Source organism: Enterobacter sp. 01-M-03-SI-ECC (assembly GCF_047530215.1).
GTDB classification, from domain to species: domain Bacteria; phylum Pseudomonadota; class Gammaproteobacteria; order Enterobacterales; family Enterobacteriaceae; genus Enterobacter; species Enterobacter chengduensis.
The window spans coordinates 38,405-52,982 of record NZ_JBLKDA010000013.1 but is presented as its reverse complement, the minus strand read 5'-3'; the positions used below and the strand labels follow the sequence as shown (position 1 = coordinate 52,982).

At 56.6% G+C, this 14,578-nt stretch carries 14 protein-coding genes; 9 read left to right on the top strand and 5 right to left on the bottom strand.

The window, feature by feature from the left end; translation table 11 throughout:
* Window positions 1-165: 165 nt before the first annotated feature.
* Together ACMWKK_RS13535 and rimL are read left to right on the top strand one after the other, a co-directional pair.
* Window positions 166-1,821, top strand: a complete 1,656-nt coding sequence (locus ACMWKK_RS13535; RefSeq protein ID WP_045326162.1) for a glucan biosynthesis protein D — start codon at window positions 166-168, stop codon at window positions 1,819-1,821.
* A gap of 105 nt (window positions 1,822-1,926) precedes the next feature.
* The gene (gene rimL, locus ACMWKK_RS13530; RefSeq protein WP_045326163.1) at window positions 1,927-2,466 is read left to right on the top strand and encodes a 50S ribosomal protein L7/L12-serine acetyltransferase; all 540 of its coding nucleotides are present in this window, start codon (window positions 1,927-1,929) and stop codon (window positions 2,464-2,466) included.
* Here the strand turns inward: rimL and ydcK are convergent.
* Window positions 2,461-3,441 carry a YdcK family protein gene (gene ydcK / locus ACMWKK_RS13525; protein ID WP_112780267.1) on the bottom strand — a complete coding sequence of 327 codons (981 nt, stop codon included), beginning with the start codon at window positions 3,439-3,441 and terminating at the stop codon, window positions 2,461-2,463. The two genes, rimL and ydcK, sit on opposite strands and share 6 nt — an antisense overlap.
* A gap of 136 nt (window positions 3,442-3,577) precedes the next feature.
* Here ydcK and tehB point away from each other — a divergent pair, with 136 nt between their 5' ends.
* Window positions 3,578-4,171, top strand: a complete 594-nt coding sequence (tehB, locus tag ACMWKK_RS13520; RefSeq protein ID WP_045326166.1) for a tellurite resistance methyltransferase TehB — start codon at window positions 3,578-3,580, stop codon at window positions 4,169-4,171.
* Here tehB and pepT read toward each other — a convergent pair.
* Entirely contained in the window at window positions 4,168-5,397 is a 1,230-nt protein-coding gene (pepT, locus tag ACMWKK_RS13515; RefSeq protein ID WP_045326167.1) for a peptidase T, read from the bottom strand. The two genes, tehB and pepT, sit on opposite strands and share 4 nt — an antisense overlap.
* A 111-nt stretch (window positions 5,398-5,508) precedes the next feature.
* Between pepT and ACMWKK_RS13510 the strand changes: the two genes are divergently transcribed.
* Window positions 5,509-7,104: an ABC transporter substrate-binding protein gene (locus tag ACMWKK_RS13510; protein WP_047717714.1), complete on the top strand. Its 1,596-nt coding sequence runs from the start codon at window positions 5,509-5,511 to the stop codon at window positions 7,102-7,104.
* Window positions 7,105-7,239: 135 nt separating this feature from the next.
* Window positions 7,240-7,914, top strand: coding sequence for a DUF3313 domain-containing protein (locus tag ACMWKK_RS13505; RefSeq protein WP_048994458.1), 675 nt, complete (start codon window positions 7,240-7,242; stop codon window positions 7,912-7,914).
* A gap of 34 nt (window positions 7,915-7,948) precedes the next feature.
* Here the strand turns inward: ACMWKK_RS13505 and ACMWKK_RS13500 are convergent, their stop codons facing one another.
* Window positions 7,949-8,845 (bottom strand): DMT family transporter, encoded by an 897-nt coding sequence (locus ACMWKK_RS13500; protein ID WP_045326171.1) that lies wholly within the window; start codon window positions 8,843-8,845, stop codon window positions 7,949-7,951.
* Window positions 8,846-9,019: 174 nt separating this feature from the next.
* On the opposite strand from ACMWKK_RS13500, the gene ACMWKK_RS13495 reads away from it, so the two are divergent.
* The gene (locus tag ACMWKK_RS13495) at window positions 9,020-9,892 is read left to right on the top strand and encodes a helix-turn-helix transcriptional regulator (protein WP_045326174.1); all 873 of its coding nucleotides are present in this window, start codon (window positions 9,020-9,022) and stop codon (window positions 9,890-9,892) included.
* Here the strand turns inward: ACMWKK_RS13495 and ACMWKK_RS13490 are convergent.
* Window positions 9,872-11,038 carry a benzoate/H(+) symporter BenE family transporter gene (locus tag ACMWKK_RS13490; protein WP_112780266.1) on the bottom strand — a complete coding sequence of 389 codons (1,167 nt, stop codon included), beginning with the start codon at window positions 11,036-11,038 and terminating at the stop codon, window positions 9,872-9,874. The genes ACMWKK_RS13495 and ACMWKK_RS13490 overlap by 21 nt on opposite strands.
* 91 nt (window positions 11,039-11,129) lie before the next feature.
* On the opposite strand from ACMWKK_RS13490, the gene ACMWKK_RS13485 reads away from it, so the two are divergent.
* Entirely contained in the window at window positions 11,130-11,657 is a 528-nt protein-coding gene (locus tag ACMWKK_RS13485) for a helix-turn-helix domain-containing protein (protein ID WP_112780265.1), read from the top strand.
* A gap of 80 nt (window positions 11,658-11,737) precedes the next feature.
* Window positions 11,738-13,702, top strand: a complete 1,965-nt coding sequence (locus ACMWKK_RS13480) for a U32 family peptidase (protein WP_406542813.1) — start codon at window positions 11,738-11,740, stop codon at window positions 13,700-13,702.
* Here the strand turns inward: ACMWKK_RS13480 and ACMWKK_RS13475 are convergent, their stop codons facing one another.
* Window positions 13,703-13,933 (bottom strand): DUF2554 family protein, encoded by a 231-nt coding sequence (locus tag ACMWKK_RS13475; protein WP_112780263.1) that lies wholly within the window; start codon window positions 13,931-13,933, stop codon window positions 13,703-13,705.
* 243 nt (window positions 13,934-14,176) lie between these two features.
* On the opposite strand from ACMWKK_RS13475, the gene ACMWKK_RS13470 reads away from it, so the two are divergent.
* A complete protein-coding gene (locus tag ACMWKK_RS13470; protein ID WP_045326185.1) occupies window positions 14,177-14,539 on the top strand; it encodes a hypothetical protein in 363 nt (120 codons plus the stop codon).
* Window positions 14,540-14,578 lie beyond the last annotated feature (39 nt).

The following is a 14,578-nucleotide window of genomic DNA, read 5'->3' as shown; positions in this document are numbered from 1 at the left end:
TTCGGGCCGTTCTGGTCGACAGAAAATATTTCTCGGTTTGTTCATATAATCACCGGCCAACAATTGGATTCTTAACCATTTTTGTTTAGGCTGTGCGTTCTTTCTTGCCGTCATTTCGCCGAGCGCGGAACACATTCACACGACCATAAGGACGTTTTTCCAGGCATGAATCGCAGACGTTTTCTAAAAGGCTCGCTGGCAGTGGCAGCCCTGAGCGGCACCTCTGGCCTTGCTTCCCTGTTTTCCAACGCGGCATACGCTGCCGACTCTGACATTGCTGACGGCCAGAGCCGTCGTTTTGACTTCTCCGTACTGCAATCCATGGCGCATGATCTGGCGAAAACCCCGTGGGGTGGCGCGCCGCGTCCGCTGCCGGAGACGCTGGCGACCATGACGCCGCAGGCGTATAACGCCATCCGCTACGATGAGAAGCAGTCTCTGTGGAACAACATTGAAGGGCGTCAGCTGGACGTGCAGTTCTTCCATATGGGAATGGGGTTCCGCCGCCGCGTGCGGATGTTCTCGCTGGACCAGTCCACCTCAATGGCGCGCGAGATCCACTTCCGTCCTGAGCTGTTCAGCTACGGTGAAACGGGTGTGGATACCAAACAGCTGGAGGGGCAAAGCGATCTTGGCTTTGCGGGCTTCCGCGCCTTTAAGGCGCCGGAGCTGGCGCGTCGCGATATCGTCTCTTTCCTGGGTGCGAGCTATTTCCGCGCGGTGGATGACACCTACCAGTACGGCCTCTCCGCACGTGGTCTGGCAGTAGACACCTTTACCGACACGCCGGAAGAGTTCCCGGACTTTACCGCCTTCTGGTTTGAAACCGTCAAGCCTGGCGACACCACCTTTACCGTTTATACGCTGCTCGATAGCCCGAGCATTACCGGTGCCTACAAGTTCGTGATCCACTGCGAGAAGAGCCAGGTGATTATGGAGGTGGAAAACCATCTCTACGCGCGTAAGGACATCAAGCAGCTCGGCATCGCGCCGATGACCAGCATGTTCAGCTGCGGCAATAACGAACGCCGCATGTGCGATACCATTCACCCGCAAATTCATGACTCCGACCGCCTGGCGATGTGGCGTGGGAACGGAGAGTGGATCTGCCGTCCGCTGAACAATCCGCAGAAGCTGCAGTTCAACGCCTATATGGATAAAAACCCGAAAGGGTTCGGCCTGCTGCAGCTTGACCGCGATTTTTCGCACTATCAGGACGTGATGGGCTGGTATAACAAACGCCCGAGCCTGTGGGTTGAGCCGCGTAACGACTGGGGTAAAGGCGCGGTTGGCCTGATGGAGATCCCGACCACCGGTGAAACGCTGGATAACGTGGTCTGCTTCTGGCAGCCGGAAAAAGCGGTGAAGGCGGGCGACGAGCTGGACTTCAAATATCGTCTGTACTGGAGCGCCATGCCGCCGGTGCGTTCCCCGCTGGCCAACGTTTTCGCGACCCGTACCGGCATGGGCGGGTTCCCGGAAGGCTGGGCGCCGGGCGAAAATTACCCGAAAGTGTGGGCCCGTCGCTTCGCGATCGACTTCGTCGGCGGTGACCTGAAGGCCGCTGCGCCAAAAGGCATCGAGCCGGTGATTACGCTCTCCAGCGGTGAAGCGAAGCAGGTTGAGATCCTCTACGTTGAGCCGTTTGACGGCTATCGCATTCTGTTTGACTGGTACCCGACCTCGGATTCAACCGAGCCGGTAGATATGCGCCTGTTCCTGCGCTGCCAGGGCGACGCCATCAGCGAAACCTGGCTGTACCAGTATTTCCCACCGGCGCCGGATAAACGTCAGTATGTTGACGACCGGGTAATGCGTTAACGCTTGTGGGATTGTGCCGGGTGGCGGCTTCGCCTTACCCGGCCTACTCTGGACGCATTTGTAGGCCGGGTAAGCGTTAGCGCCACCCGGCAATAGAGAGGCACCATGTCTTCAGAAATTATCCCCGTTTCCCAGGATATCGAACTTCGCGCCGTCGAAGAGCGCTACACCGCCGAGCTGCACAATCTCGTCGTCAAAAACAGAACCTTTCTGCAAACCGCCTTTGACTGGGCGCAGCACGCGGGCAGCGAAGAGGATACCCGCCGCAACGTGCAGAGCAATCAGATGCTGCACCAGCGCGGCTACGCCAAAATGTTTTTGATCTTTAAGGATGATGCGCTGGCTGGCGTGCTGTCTTTCAACACGATTGAACCCACTAACAAGGCTGGCTATATCGGTTACTGGCTGGATGAAGACCACCAGGGGCAGGGCATTCTCTCCCGTTCGCTGCAGGCATTTATGCGCTACTATGCCGAACGCGGTGAGATCCGCCGCTTTGTGATTAAGTGTCGGGTGGCTAATCGGCACAGCAACAGCGTTGCCGTGCGCAATGGTTTCACCCTGGAAGGCTGCCTGCGGGAAGCGGAATACCTGAATGGCCGCTTTGAGGATGTAAACATCTACGGAAAAATTTATAGCCTATAACGCCCCCAGCAGCGGGGTGCGGGTGATGCGCTGGTCGCCGTTAACCACCTTTTCGCCGCGCAGGTGAATGCTCTCTCCGGCAAACGCTTCAATGACCGCATCGTCGGTGATTTCCACCCGATGCCCAATCAGCACATCGCCGCTGATCCGCGCCCGCCCCTGAATCACCACCTTATCATCCAGCATGATCGGCCCGCCGCGCAGCCACGCCTGGCCGCCAATCAGAACGTGGTGCTTGATGACGCAGTTTCCTTCCACCACGGCATTCTCCGCAATCTGAGAGCTGTAGCGCACCGTCGGAATAGCATCCTCGTCAAAGCCGGCAATCACGCGGGCGTTGCCATAGACTTTTGCGCAGTCGCACACCCAGACGTTATTCAGGTCGTTACCTTCGAGAATGGCCTTGTCGAAGACTTCGGCCCGGTGCTCGACAAAGGCAAAATTGACCATCGCCTCGCCGTAGATTTGCGCCTGGTGCACAACGCGCGATTGGCTCACCGTCGCCTTATCGTAGATTCGCAAGATCTGTTCATGGTCTGGCGTTAACCCTTTGGCGGCAATGACCACGCTGTGATGCAGCACGCGCGCCTCACCGTAAATATGGCACTCGCCCCGCACGCAGGATTGCTGAATGGTGACGTTGTCACTTATTCGCGCGCCGTGGCTGACCTCCGCCCCGTCCAGCCAGCAGCTGCCGCCGATACGGGCATCATGGCTGATGATGCAAGGTAGGGTAAGACGCGCGTTGCCGGACACCGTTGCACCGGCGAACACCACGCTGTTTTCGTCATAGATCCAACAATCACCGTCCTGCGAGAGAGCGTGCGCATCGTCTATCCAGCCGCCCCTGGTGCCGGCCTTCACGTCGTTAAAATCCACTGTCGCGATAATCTGTCGCAGCGCCGTTGAGTGTGCCGTCTCGCCGTTTTTCCACTGCCAGATGCGCGTCTCGTCGCTAAGGCGATATTTGTTCATCGTTATGTCTCTGAAAAGCGTCTTCACTAAACGTAGCAAATTTTTCGGTTTTCGAACGGTTGGCAACCCGACGGTAAACGCCTTAAAATGGCATTCAGGATGCACGTTAAACTTACGCAGGATCAGGAAAAAACGAATGACCGTCGATGAGAATTACTTCACAGAGAAATATGGTTTAACCCGAACCCATTCAGAGGTACTGTACAGCGCGGAGAGGGTGAAGCCCGGTAAAACGCTGGATCTGGGCTGCGGCAACGGCCGTAACAGCCTGTATCTGGCGGCTAACGGCTACGAGGTGACCGCGTGGGACAAGAACCCAATGAGCATCGACAATATCGAGCGCATCAGGGCGGAAGAAGGGATCGACAACCTCCAAACGGCGGTTAAAGATCTCAATAACCTGCGCTTTGACGGTGAATACGATTTTATTCTCTCCACCGTGGTGCTGATGTTCCTGGAGCCAGAAACTATCCCGGGCCTAATCGCCAACATGCAGCGCTGCACAAGGCCGGGCGGCTACAACCTGATTGTTGCCGCCATGGACACGGCGGATTACCCGTGTACCGTCGGCTTCCCGTTTGCGTTTAAAAGCGGTGAGCTGAGCAACTACTATGAAGGCTGGGCGTTGCTCAAATACAACGAAGACGTTGGCGAACTGCACCGCACGGATGAAAACGGTAACCGCATCAAGCTGCGCTTTGCCACGATGCTGGCACGTAAACCCGCTTAACGGGCGGCCAGCAGACAGATTTGCAGCGCAGTCTTGTAAGAAGCCTCAAATGACGACAGCGGCAGAAATTCAAACTTCGAGTGGAAGTTGTGCGCGCCGGTGAAAAAGTTCGGCGTGAGCAGCCCTTTAGCCGAAAGCGCCGCGCCGTCCGTGCCGCCGCGCATTGGCGTTGGCTTCGGCGTGATGCCGAGTGACTCCATCGCCTCGAACATCAGGTCGATAGCGCGCCGGTCTTCACCCACCGCATTGCTGATATTGCTGTAGGTATCTTCAATGCGATAGTCCACGCTGGCCGTCGGATGTTGGGCGGCAATCAGCGCGGCCACGTCGGCAATCTGCTGCTTGCGGGCGGCAAAGCCGTCCTTGTCAAAATCACGGATGTTCGCCTTAAGCACGGCCTCGTTCTGCCCGGCCTGAATGCCGTTAAACCAGATATAGCCTTCACGCCCCTCGGTGCACTCCGGCGTCTGCTGGCGGTCAAAATGGCTGATGAAGTCGGTTGCCATCAGCAGAGGGTTCACCAGCACGCCTTTGGCGGACATCGGGTGCGCCGTCACGCCGGTAAAGCGGATCTCCGCAGCGGCCGCATTAAAGTTCTCGTAGACAATTTCACCCAGCTCGCAGCAGTCGATGGTCCAGGCAAAGTCGACGTCGAAGCGCTTAAGATCCAGCGCCTTGGCGCCGTTCAGGCCGATCTCCTCGTCAGGCACAAACGCCACGACGATATCCCCGTGCCGATGCTCCGCCGTCAGGTTTTCCAGCACCGTCATGACCACCGTTACGGCGGATTTATTATCCGCGCCCAGAACGCTGGTTCCGTCGCTGAAAATAATCTCCTCATTCGGATAAGCCAGAATTTCAGGATGCTCTTTTACCCTCAGCCAGATGTCTTTCTCTTTATTCAGGCAGAGATCTTCACCGGTAAACGTTAATATTTGTGGATGAATATCCGGTGATAAACCCACGTCTACGGTATCAATATGGGTAATAAAGCCAATGCGCGGCGCGCCGGGCACGTTGCCTTTTTTTACCGCCGTTACCGTGGCGAATTCATCAATCACAATATCGTCTAAACCCAGCTGTGCCAGCTCCTGCGCCAGCTCGCGCGCCATGTCGTGCTGGCCCGGCGTTGAGGGCAGGGTGTTGACTTTGGGATCGCTCTGGCTGGTGATAGCGAGATAGCGGAAAAAACGGTGCGTTAATTGTCTGGAAAGCGGCGAGCCCATAGTGATTTGTTCCTTATTTATTTTTCGGGTGTTTGCCACATCACTTTAATGTTATTTATGAAACGGCAAAAGAATTAATTAGCCGTCGAATTAAAAAGACAGGAATAAATGATGAACAGCAGACTCACAACTTTCACACTGGCGCTCGCGGCACTGACGGTCAGCTCGGCTGTCGCCGCGAAAACGCTGGTGTATTGCTCCGAAGGATCGCCGGAAAACTTTAACCCTCAGCTATACACCTCGGGAACCAGCGTGGACGCCAGCGCCGTGCCGGTCTATAACCGGCTGGTTGATTTCAAACCCGGCACCACGGAGCTGGTGCCAAGCCTGGCAGAACGCTGGGAGGTGAGCGACGACGGCAAGGTGTATACCTTCCATTTGCGCAAAGGCGTTAAATTCCAGAGCAATAAGTCCTTCACGCCGACGCGCGACCTGAACGCCGACGACGTGATTTTCTCATTTATGCGTCAGAAAGATGCGAATCATCCCTACCATAACGTTTCAAACGGCAGCTACGCCAACTTCGAAAGCCTGGAGTTTGGCAGCCTGATAACCGCGATTGATAAAGTCGACGACCACACCGTGCGCTTCACCCTGGCGCACCCGGAAGCGCCGTTTGTTGCCGATTTGGCCTGGTATTTTGCTTCGATCCTTTCCGCGGAATACGCCGACGCGATGCTGAAAGCGGGCACGCCGGAGAAGGTGGATATGGAGCCCATCGGCACCGGGCCGTTCAGGCTGGCGCAGTATCAGAAGGATTCCCGGATCCTGTTCACGGCGTTTGCCGACTACTGGCAGGGGAAATCGAAGCTCGATCGGCTGGTGTTCAGCATCACGCCGGATGCCTCCGTGCGGTTTGCCAAACTTGAGAAGAACGAATGCCAGGTGATGCCGTTCCCGAACCCGGCGGACCTGCCGCGTATGAAGGCCAACAAGGACATCAACCTGATGAGCAAAGCCGGGTTGAATACCGGTTTTCTGGCGTTTAATACCCAAAAGCCGCCGCTGGATAACGTCAAGGTCCGCCAGGCGCTGGCGATGGCGATCAATAAACCGGCCATCATTGAGGCGGTATTCCACGGTACCGGCACCGTAGCGAAGAGTCTGCTGCCGCCGGGCGTCTGGAGCGCCGACAGCGCGCTTAAGGATGACGATTACGATCCCGAAAAGGCGAAGGCGCTGCTGAAAGAGGCCGGTTTTGCCGGCGGCGTGAGCATCGACCTGTGGGCGATGCCGGTGCAGCGTCCGTACAATCCGAATGCGAAACGCATGGCGGAGATGATCCAGGCCGACTGGGCGAAAGTCGGCGTACAGACCCACATCGTTACCTACGAATGGGGCGAATACCTGAAACGCGTGAAGGGGGGTGAGCATCAGGCCGCGCTGATGGGCTGGACCACCGCCACGGGCGATCCTGACAACTTCTTTGGCCCACTGTTTACCTGCACCTCGGCAAACGGCGGATCAAACTCGGCGAAGTGGTGTTATAAGCCTTTTGATCAAATCATTGCGCAAGCAAAATCCACCACCGATCGCGATAAACGCGTGGCGCTGTATAAAGAGGCTCAGCAGATGATGCACGATCAAATGCCAGCAGTAATGATTGCACATTCAACCATTTTCGAACCGGTGCGCAAGGAGGTAACGGGATATGAAATCGACCCGTTTGGTAAGCATCTTTTCTGGCAAGTGGATATAAATCAGTAGTTTTTCACTGCCCGGCACGCCGCCGGGCAGTCTTTTCGCAATTTGTGCTCCCCGCATCATTTTTTGTCACAACAGACCTACCCGTCTTTTGCTATAACTTCAAATGCATACTTGCAGATAACATGGAAAACTATCATGCGTACTCAAACTTTTTTTAAAGTTGCAGCGCTTTCTGGTCTATTGGCTTTGGCGGGCTGTTCTTCAAAAGTCGCCGCGCCAGAACAATACTCTGGCTTTTTAAAAGACTACTCCGGCCTGCAGCAGACGACGTCTGCGACGGGCAAAGCCACGCTGCGTTGGGTTGATCCTTCCTACAACGAAGCTAATTACGACAGCATTATCTGGACGCCGGTCACCTATTACCCAACGCCTAAGCCCTCCACGCAAATCGGGCAAAAAACGCTTGATGAGCTGCTCAACTACACCAATACCAAATTGAAAGCTGCTGCAGGTACGCGCAAGCCGATTGTGACCACGCCGGGTAAACATAGCCTGATTTTCCGCGGCGCGATTACCGGGGTGAGTTCGCAGAAAGAAGGGCTGCAGTTCTATGAAGTGGTGCCCGTTGCGCTGGTGGTTGCCGGTACGCAGATGGCAACCGGACACCGCACCATGGATACCCATCTTTTCTTTGAAGGCGAGCTGATCGATGCGGCCACCAACAAACCGGTCATGAAGGTGGTGCGTAAAGGTGAAGGTAAAGAGGTGAATAACGAAAATACGCCTGTGACCTTTGCGACGCTGAAGCAGGTTGTTGACGACATGGCGACGGATGCCACCATGTTTGATGTGAAAAAGACCGCAAAATAACTGAAAACGGCCTGCACAATGCAGGCCGTTTTGTTCACGCCGTTCGCAAGCGCCTGAACCAGGTTTCCGGTTTGGTAAACATCACCATATTCCCCCCCAGTATCAGCATCAGTCCCACAATGCCGTTGATATGCCAGACGTAGCCTTCATACACCGTGGAGATGGACAACGCCACCAGCGGGAAAAGCAGCGTGCTGTAGGCCGCTTTGCCCGGACCAATGCGGCCCACCAGGGTAAAGTACGCGCCAAAAGCAATCACCGAGCCAAACAGGGCCAGATAAACCAGAGCGCCGAGATAGCTCACCGTCCATTCCGGCACAAAGCTATCGCCTCTGAACAGCGCAATGCAGCCCATCACCAGCGTGCCGTAGAGCATCGCCCAGGCGTTGGTGGTCATGGTTTCCAGACCTCTGCGCTGATGGCGCATGCTGATCATATTGCCCAGCGAGAAGCCGTAGGTGCCAAGCGCGGAGAGGCCGATTCCAGTCAGGAGCGACGCGCTCCAGCCGCTGGCGAGCAGATCGTCCCAGAAGAGGGTGACGATCCCGACCAGGCCCAGCGCCGCCGCCGCCCAGAAACGCGCGGGCGGGCGCTGCCCGAAGAAAATAAAGCTGTTAATGGCGTTATAGAGCACCGCCATGGAGAAGATTACCGACTCCAGCCCGGTGTTGATGTGCGAGGCGGCGGTGTAAAAACACCAGAAGTTAAAGCAGAAAACGCAGCACCCCTGGAGCAGGCAATAAAGGTGATCCCGCAGTGCCAGCGTGCGCAGGCGGCGCAGGGCGATTAACACCACCATCATCGTGAGGCTGGCGACGGCGAAACGCCAGAAAATAGAGACGGGCGCGGCTACGGGACCCTGCTGCAGGAAAATCGCAATCCAGGTGGTTCCCCAGATGATCACCACCAGTCCGTATAATAATGCGTTCATATTTTTTCTCTTCTCAAACCACGGAAGCCCGCAGTATGGCGCTGAGAACCGCACCTGGCTTTCACCGGCTTGCGGGTGACTTGCAAAATCTTGCGCTTTTTTCTTCCACAGGGTCTGGCAACGCGAGACAACTCTTCTTAGACTGATGTTCCGAACCATCATGCGCTAACGGTTATGTCTCACGCTTACGATACCTTTGAAACGCTTTGCCAACAGAATGCGGTCCTGCGGGAGACCGTCTCGCTGAATTCGGGTATTCAGCTGGCAGCGTGGTACAACAAGCACGATACGATAACGGTAAAAAGTAATCACCATACCCTCAGCCTGTACGTGGCGGACGGCTACGAAAGCTATCAAAAAACGCCCGGCGGCTGGAAGAACGGCGGAGGACCGGACCGTTTCTGCCTGATGCCCAAGGAGAGCGAATCGACGTGGGATATCCGTGACGACCTGTCGTTTGTGCATCTCTACTGCACCGATGAACACCTGCGCGACGTGGGGGAAAAGATCTGGGACAAGCGGCCGCTTTCGCTGACGCTGGACGAGCGCATTTTTGGCAGCGATCCGAAGATCACCACGCTGTACCGCCAGTTTTTGCTCGGCTGCGACTGGCAGCAGCATGCCAACCAGCTTACGCTGAGCACCGCCTCCACGCTGCTCCTGACCCATCTGCTGCAAAACTACGCTAACGTGCAGTGGAAGCTGCCGGTCGTCACCGGTGGGTTATCGCCGTTCGTGCTGCGCAACGTGCTGGCCTTTATCGAAGAGAACCTGGGGCAGCCCCTGACGCTGGCCGAGCTGGCGGCGCAGGCTGCACTCAGCGAATACCATTTTGCCCGCATGTTCCGCCAGTCGACGGGGCTGGCACCGCATCAGTATGTGATGCAAAGGCGCATGGAAAAGGCGAAAGAGATGGTGCAGCATACCGCCACGCCGCTAACGGACATCGCTCTGGCCTGCGGGTTTAACTCCGCCAGCCACTTCAGTAACCGCTTTCGCAGCGCGACGGGCATGACGCCTTCGCAGCTACGCGCGGCGAGCGCGTGAAAAAAGGGCATAGCACACGCCGCCCAGCACCAGCCCCCAGAATGCCGAACCGATGCCCAGGATCGTGACGCCGCTTGCGGTCATCAGAAACGTGACGATGGCCGCGTCGCGCTCCGCTTCGTGGCTCAATGCCTGACAGAGACTCCCGCTGATGGTGCCCAGCAGGGCCAGACCGGCGAGCGTCTGGATCCAGCTGAGCGGTAGCGCGGCCATCAGCCCGGTAATGGAACCGCCGAACATTCCCGCCAGCAGATAAAACCCACCGGCCGCGATGGCCGCCAGCCAGCGTTTACCCGCATCCGGATGGGCATCCGGACTTTGACAAATGGCGGCCGTGATGGCCGCGATACAGATGGAAAAAACGCCAAAGGGAGAAAGCAGCAGCGCCAGCGCGCCGGTCACGATAATGAGCGGTGAGACCGCCAGCGGGTAGCCGGAGGCCTTCATCGTGGCGAACCCCGGTGCGTTTTGCGAAGCCATGGTGACCAGGAAGAAGGGCACGCCAATGCTCACCAGGGGGGTGAAAGTGAACGCGGGGGCAATAAACTCAGGCATGACCAGAGAGAGGGTAACTTTATCCGTGACAACATCACCGCTCGCCCAGGCCACAATACCCCCGACGAGCAGTGTGACCACGATGGCATAGCGCGGAGCGAGCGCCTTTGCTAAGAGCCACGCCGCTATCATGCTGCCGCACAGCAGAAAATGCCCCTCCAGATGCGCAAACGCGTGCAGGCCAAACTGCAGCAGCACGCCTGCCAGCATGGCGGCAGCGAGCGAATGGGGGATCAGCCTCATCAGACGGGCGAACAGTCCGGTGATGCCGCAAAGTAAAATGAGCGCGTTAGCAAAGATGAACACGCCGATCGTTTCTGCCAGCGTCACGCCGTGCAGGCTGGTGGCGAGCAGCGCCGCGCCGGGCGTCGACCAGGCGGTCAGGACCGGTGCTTTATACCACCAGGAAAGTGCCAGGGTGCTGACGCCCATGCCAATCCCCAGCGCGGTCATCCAGCCCGCAATCTGCTGCGCGCTGGCGCCTGCCGCGGCGGCGGCCTGCCAGATGATGGCGGCCGAACTGGCGTAACCGACCAGCACGGCGACAAATCCTGCCAGTACGGCCGGAACAAGGTGAGAGGAAGGGCGCATGAAAACTCCGCTGTGCGTTATAACGTCCGACATAAGGTAGCACTGTGCGCTATAGCGTACAAGTGGTATGCTGACCGCAACAGGAGGGAATATGGACATCACACAACATCTTGCAGTAACGCTGAAAACGCTGCGCCAGGCGCGCGGCTGGAGTTTGTCGAAGCTCGCGGACGAGACCGGCGTGTCGAAAGCCATGCTTGGGCAAATCGAGCGCAATGAGTCCAGCCCGACGGTGTCGACGCTGTGGAAAATCGCCACCGGGCTGAACGTGCCGTTTTCCGCGTTCATCACGCCGGAGGCTGACCGGCAGGCGGTGTTTGACCCGCAGCAGCAGGCGATGGTCGTCAAGCCGCTTTTTCCGTGGGACGAGACGCTGGGGTTTGATTATTTCTCCATTACCCTGGCACCCGGCGCGCTGAGCGAGTCCACGCCGCATGAGGCCGGCGTGATTGAACATGTGGTGGTGGTCAGCGGCGAGCTGGAGATGAAGCTCGAGGGCAAATGGCAGACGCTTTCTGCCGATTCGGGCATCCGGTTTGCCGGCGATAAACCGCACGCCTACCGCAACAGCGGCGACCGGACGGTGCATTTTCACTCCCTGATTCATTATCCCCGCTGACGCTACGCAAAACTGTTTCGCTGACGCAGACTTCTGACTACAATAGCCGCCATTTTGACCATAACGGATAACGACGAAGTATGCGCCTGCAATCCCATCATCTTGAACTTTTGAGCCCGGCCCGCGACGCCGCCATTGCCCGTGAAGCGATCCTTCACGGCGCTGACGCCGTCTACATCGGTGGCCCAGGCTTCGGTGCCCGCCATAACGCCAGCAACAGCCTGAGCGATATTGCTGAACTGGTGCCGTTTGCCCACCGTTTCGGGGCGAAGGTGTTCGTGACCCTGAACACCATTCTTCATGATGATGAGCTGGAGCCTGCGCAACGTCTGATCGCCGACCTCTACCAGTACGGCGTCGATGCCCTGATCGTTCAGGATATGGGCGTGCTGGAGCTGGATATTCCGCCGATTGAGCTGCATGCCAGTACCCAGTGTGATATACGCACGGTAGAGAAGGCGAAGTTTCTCTCCGACGTCGGGTTTTCGCAGATCGTTCTGGCGCGCGAGCTGAACCTGAATCAAATTCGTGATATTCACCAGGCCACGGACGCGACGATTGAGTTCTTCATCCACGGCGCGCTGTGCGTCGCCTATTCCGGCCAGTGCAACATTTCCCACGCGCAGACGGGCCGCAGCGCCAACCGCGGCGACTGTTCTCAGGCCTGCCGCCTGCCGTATACCCTGAAAGACGATCGGGGACGCGTCGTCGCGTTCGAAAAACACCTGCTCTCCATGAAGGATAACGATCAGACGGCCAACCTGGGCGCGCTGATCGACGCGGGCGTGCGGTCCTTCAAGATTGAAGGGCGCTACAAAGATATGAGCTACGTGAAGAACATCACCGCGCACTATCGTCAGATGCTGGACGCCATTATCGAAGACCGCGGCGACCTGGCGCGCGCGTCGGCCGGACGCACCGAGCATTTCTTTATTCCATCAACGGACAAAACGTTCCACCGCGGCAGCACGGACTATTTCGTGAATGCCCGTAAAGGGGACATCGGCGCGTTTGACTCACCGAAGTTTATCGGTTTACCGGTGGGCGAAGTGCTGAAGGTGGGGAAAGATCACCTGGACGTCGAGGTGACGGAACCGCTGGCGAACGGCGATGGCCTAAACGTAATGATTAAGCGTGAGGTTGTGGGCTTCCGTGCCAATACGGTCGAGAAAACCGGCGAGAACCGCTACCGCGTATGGCCGAATGAAATGCCGGCCGATCTCTACAAGGCGCGGCCAAACGCGGCGCTTAACCGTAACCTCGATCATAACTGGCAGCAGGCGCTGCTGAAAACCTCCAGCGAACGTCGTATCGCCGTGGATATAGCGCTGGGCGGCTGGGAAGAGCAGCTGATTCTGACCATGACCTGTGAAGACGGCATCAGCGTGACCCATACGCTTGAGGGCCACTTCGAGGTGGCAAACAATGCGGAAAAAGCGCTTAACAGCCTGAAAGATGGCGTGGCGAAGCTCGGCCAGACGATTTACTACGCGCGCGCTATCGACGTGAATCTGCCGGACGCGCTGTTCGTACCAAACAGCCTGCTTAACGCGTTCCGCCGTGAAACGGCAGAGATGCTGGATGCCGCGCGCCTGGCACAGTATCCGCGCGCTAGCCGTAAAGCGGAAGCCGTTCCTGCGCCCGTCTACCCGGAGACCCACTTATCCTTCCTGGCCAACGTCTACAACCATAAGGCGCGTGCGTTCTATCATCGCCACGGCGTGCAGCTGATTGACGCCGCCTATGAAGCGCATGAAGAGAAGGGCGACGTGCCGGTGATGATCACCAAGCACTGCCTCCGCTTTGCGTTTAACCTGTGTCCGAAGCAGGCGAAAGGGAACATTAAGAGCTGGAAGGCCACGCCTATGCAGCTGGTAAACGGCGACGAAGTGCTGACCCTTAAGTTCGACTGCCGTCCATGTGAAATGCATGTGATTGGCAAGATGAAAAACCACATCTTCAAAATGCCGCAGCCCGGCAGTATCGTGGCGTCCGTCAGTCCGGACGACCTGATGAAAACCCTGCCAAAACGCAAGGGCAGCTAATTACCGAACGTGCGTATCCGGTTTGCGCGATTTTTGCCACAGGTGATGTTCGCGCAAACCCTCCGCCGATTCCTCCGCCGCACTCCGCAACTCATCGCTGTCGGCTTCATGACGAAGCTGATGCCCCACATTCTTCACCCACAAATATTCATGTCCTTTGTGCCCGGCCATAAGCTGGCCAGACAACAACGCACAAACAAGCATGATAAGAGATAACCCTTTTTTAACCATGGTTTCACCGCAGAAAAACAGTCCAGGATTATCTTGTCGATTATTTCCTGGTGTTATTATTCGAAAATTAAAATTAGCGCAAAGAAAATGTCAAATAATGTGCGGTCGAATTAGCAGCTAGGATGTTTCCTAAAAAGCAAAGGCAACTTTGTAAACTCCCATTTCTGGTACATTATTAGTTGTTCGAATTAAGGAAAAATCTTATATAATAGTTGCCTTGGCTAAGGAACAGGTCACTCCAAAATGAAAAAAATAATTGCGTTTGCGCTTCTGGCGGTTGCTGTGGGCGCCGTCGCGGGGATTCGTTATGCAGGTAATGACGAACCAGAATATCTTCGGTCTGCAGAAGTTCGCGTAGGTTCTTATTTAACCAGCGACTATGGAAACGTTGCCTGCTCCAGCAAAAAAGTAAACGATCAGCGTTGGGAATTAGATTGCACGCATCGAGCAAGAGGAAAAACGTTCCAGTTCGCGGTGTATCCCTCTGAAAAAGCACCTTATGGTGTTGCACGCTCCTTTTATCTTGAAGCCATCAATGATGACGCAAAACAGAGCGCTGAACAGGGCCTTATGCGTTATTTGCAGATTAATACCCATACAGGCTAATAAGGTTGTTTAGCGTTCGTTAAGACAACCGATGGTAGT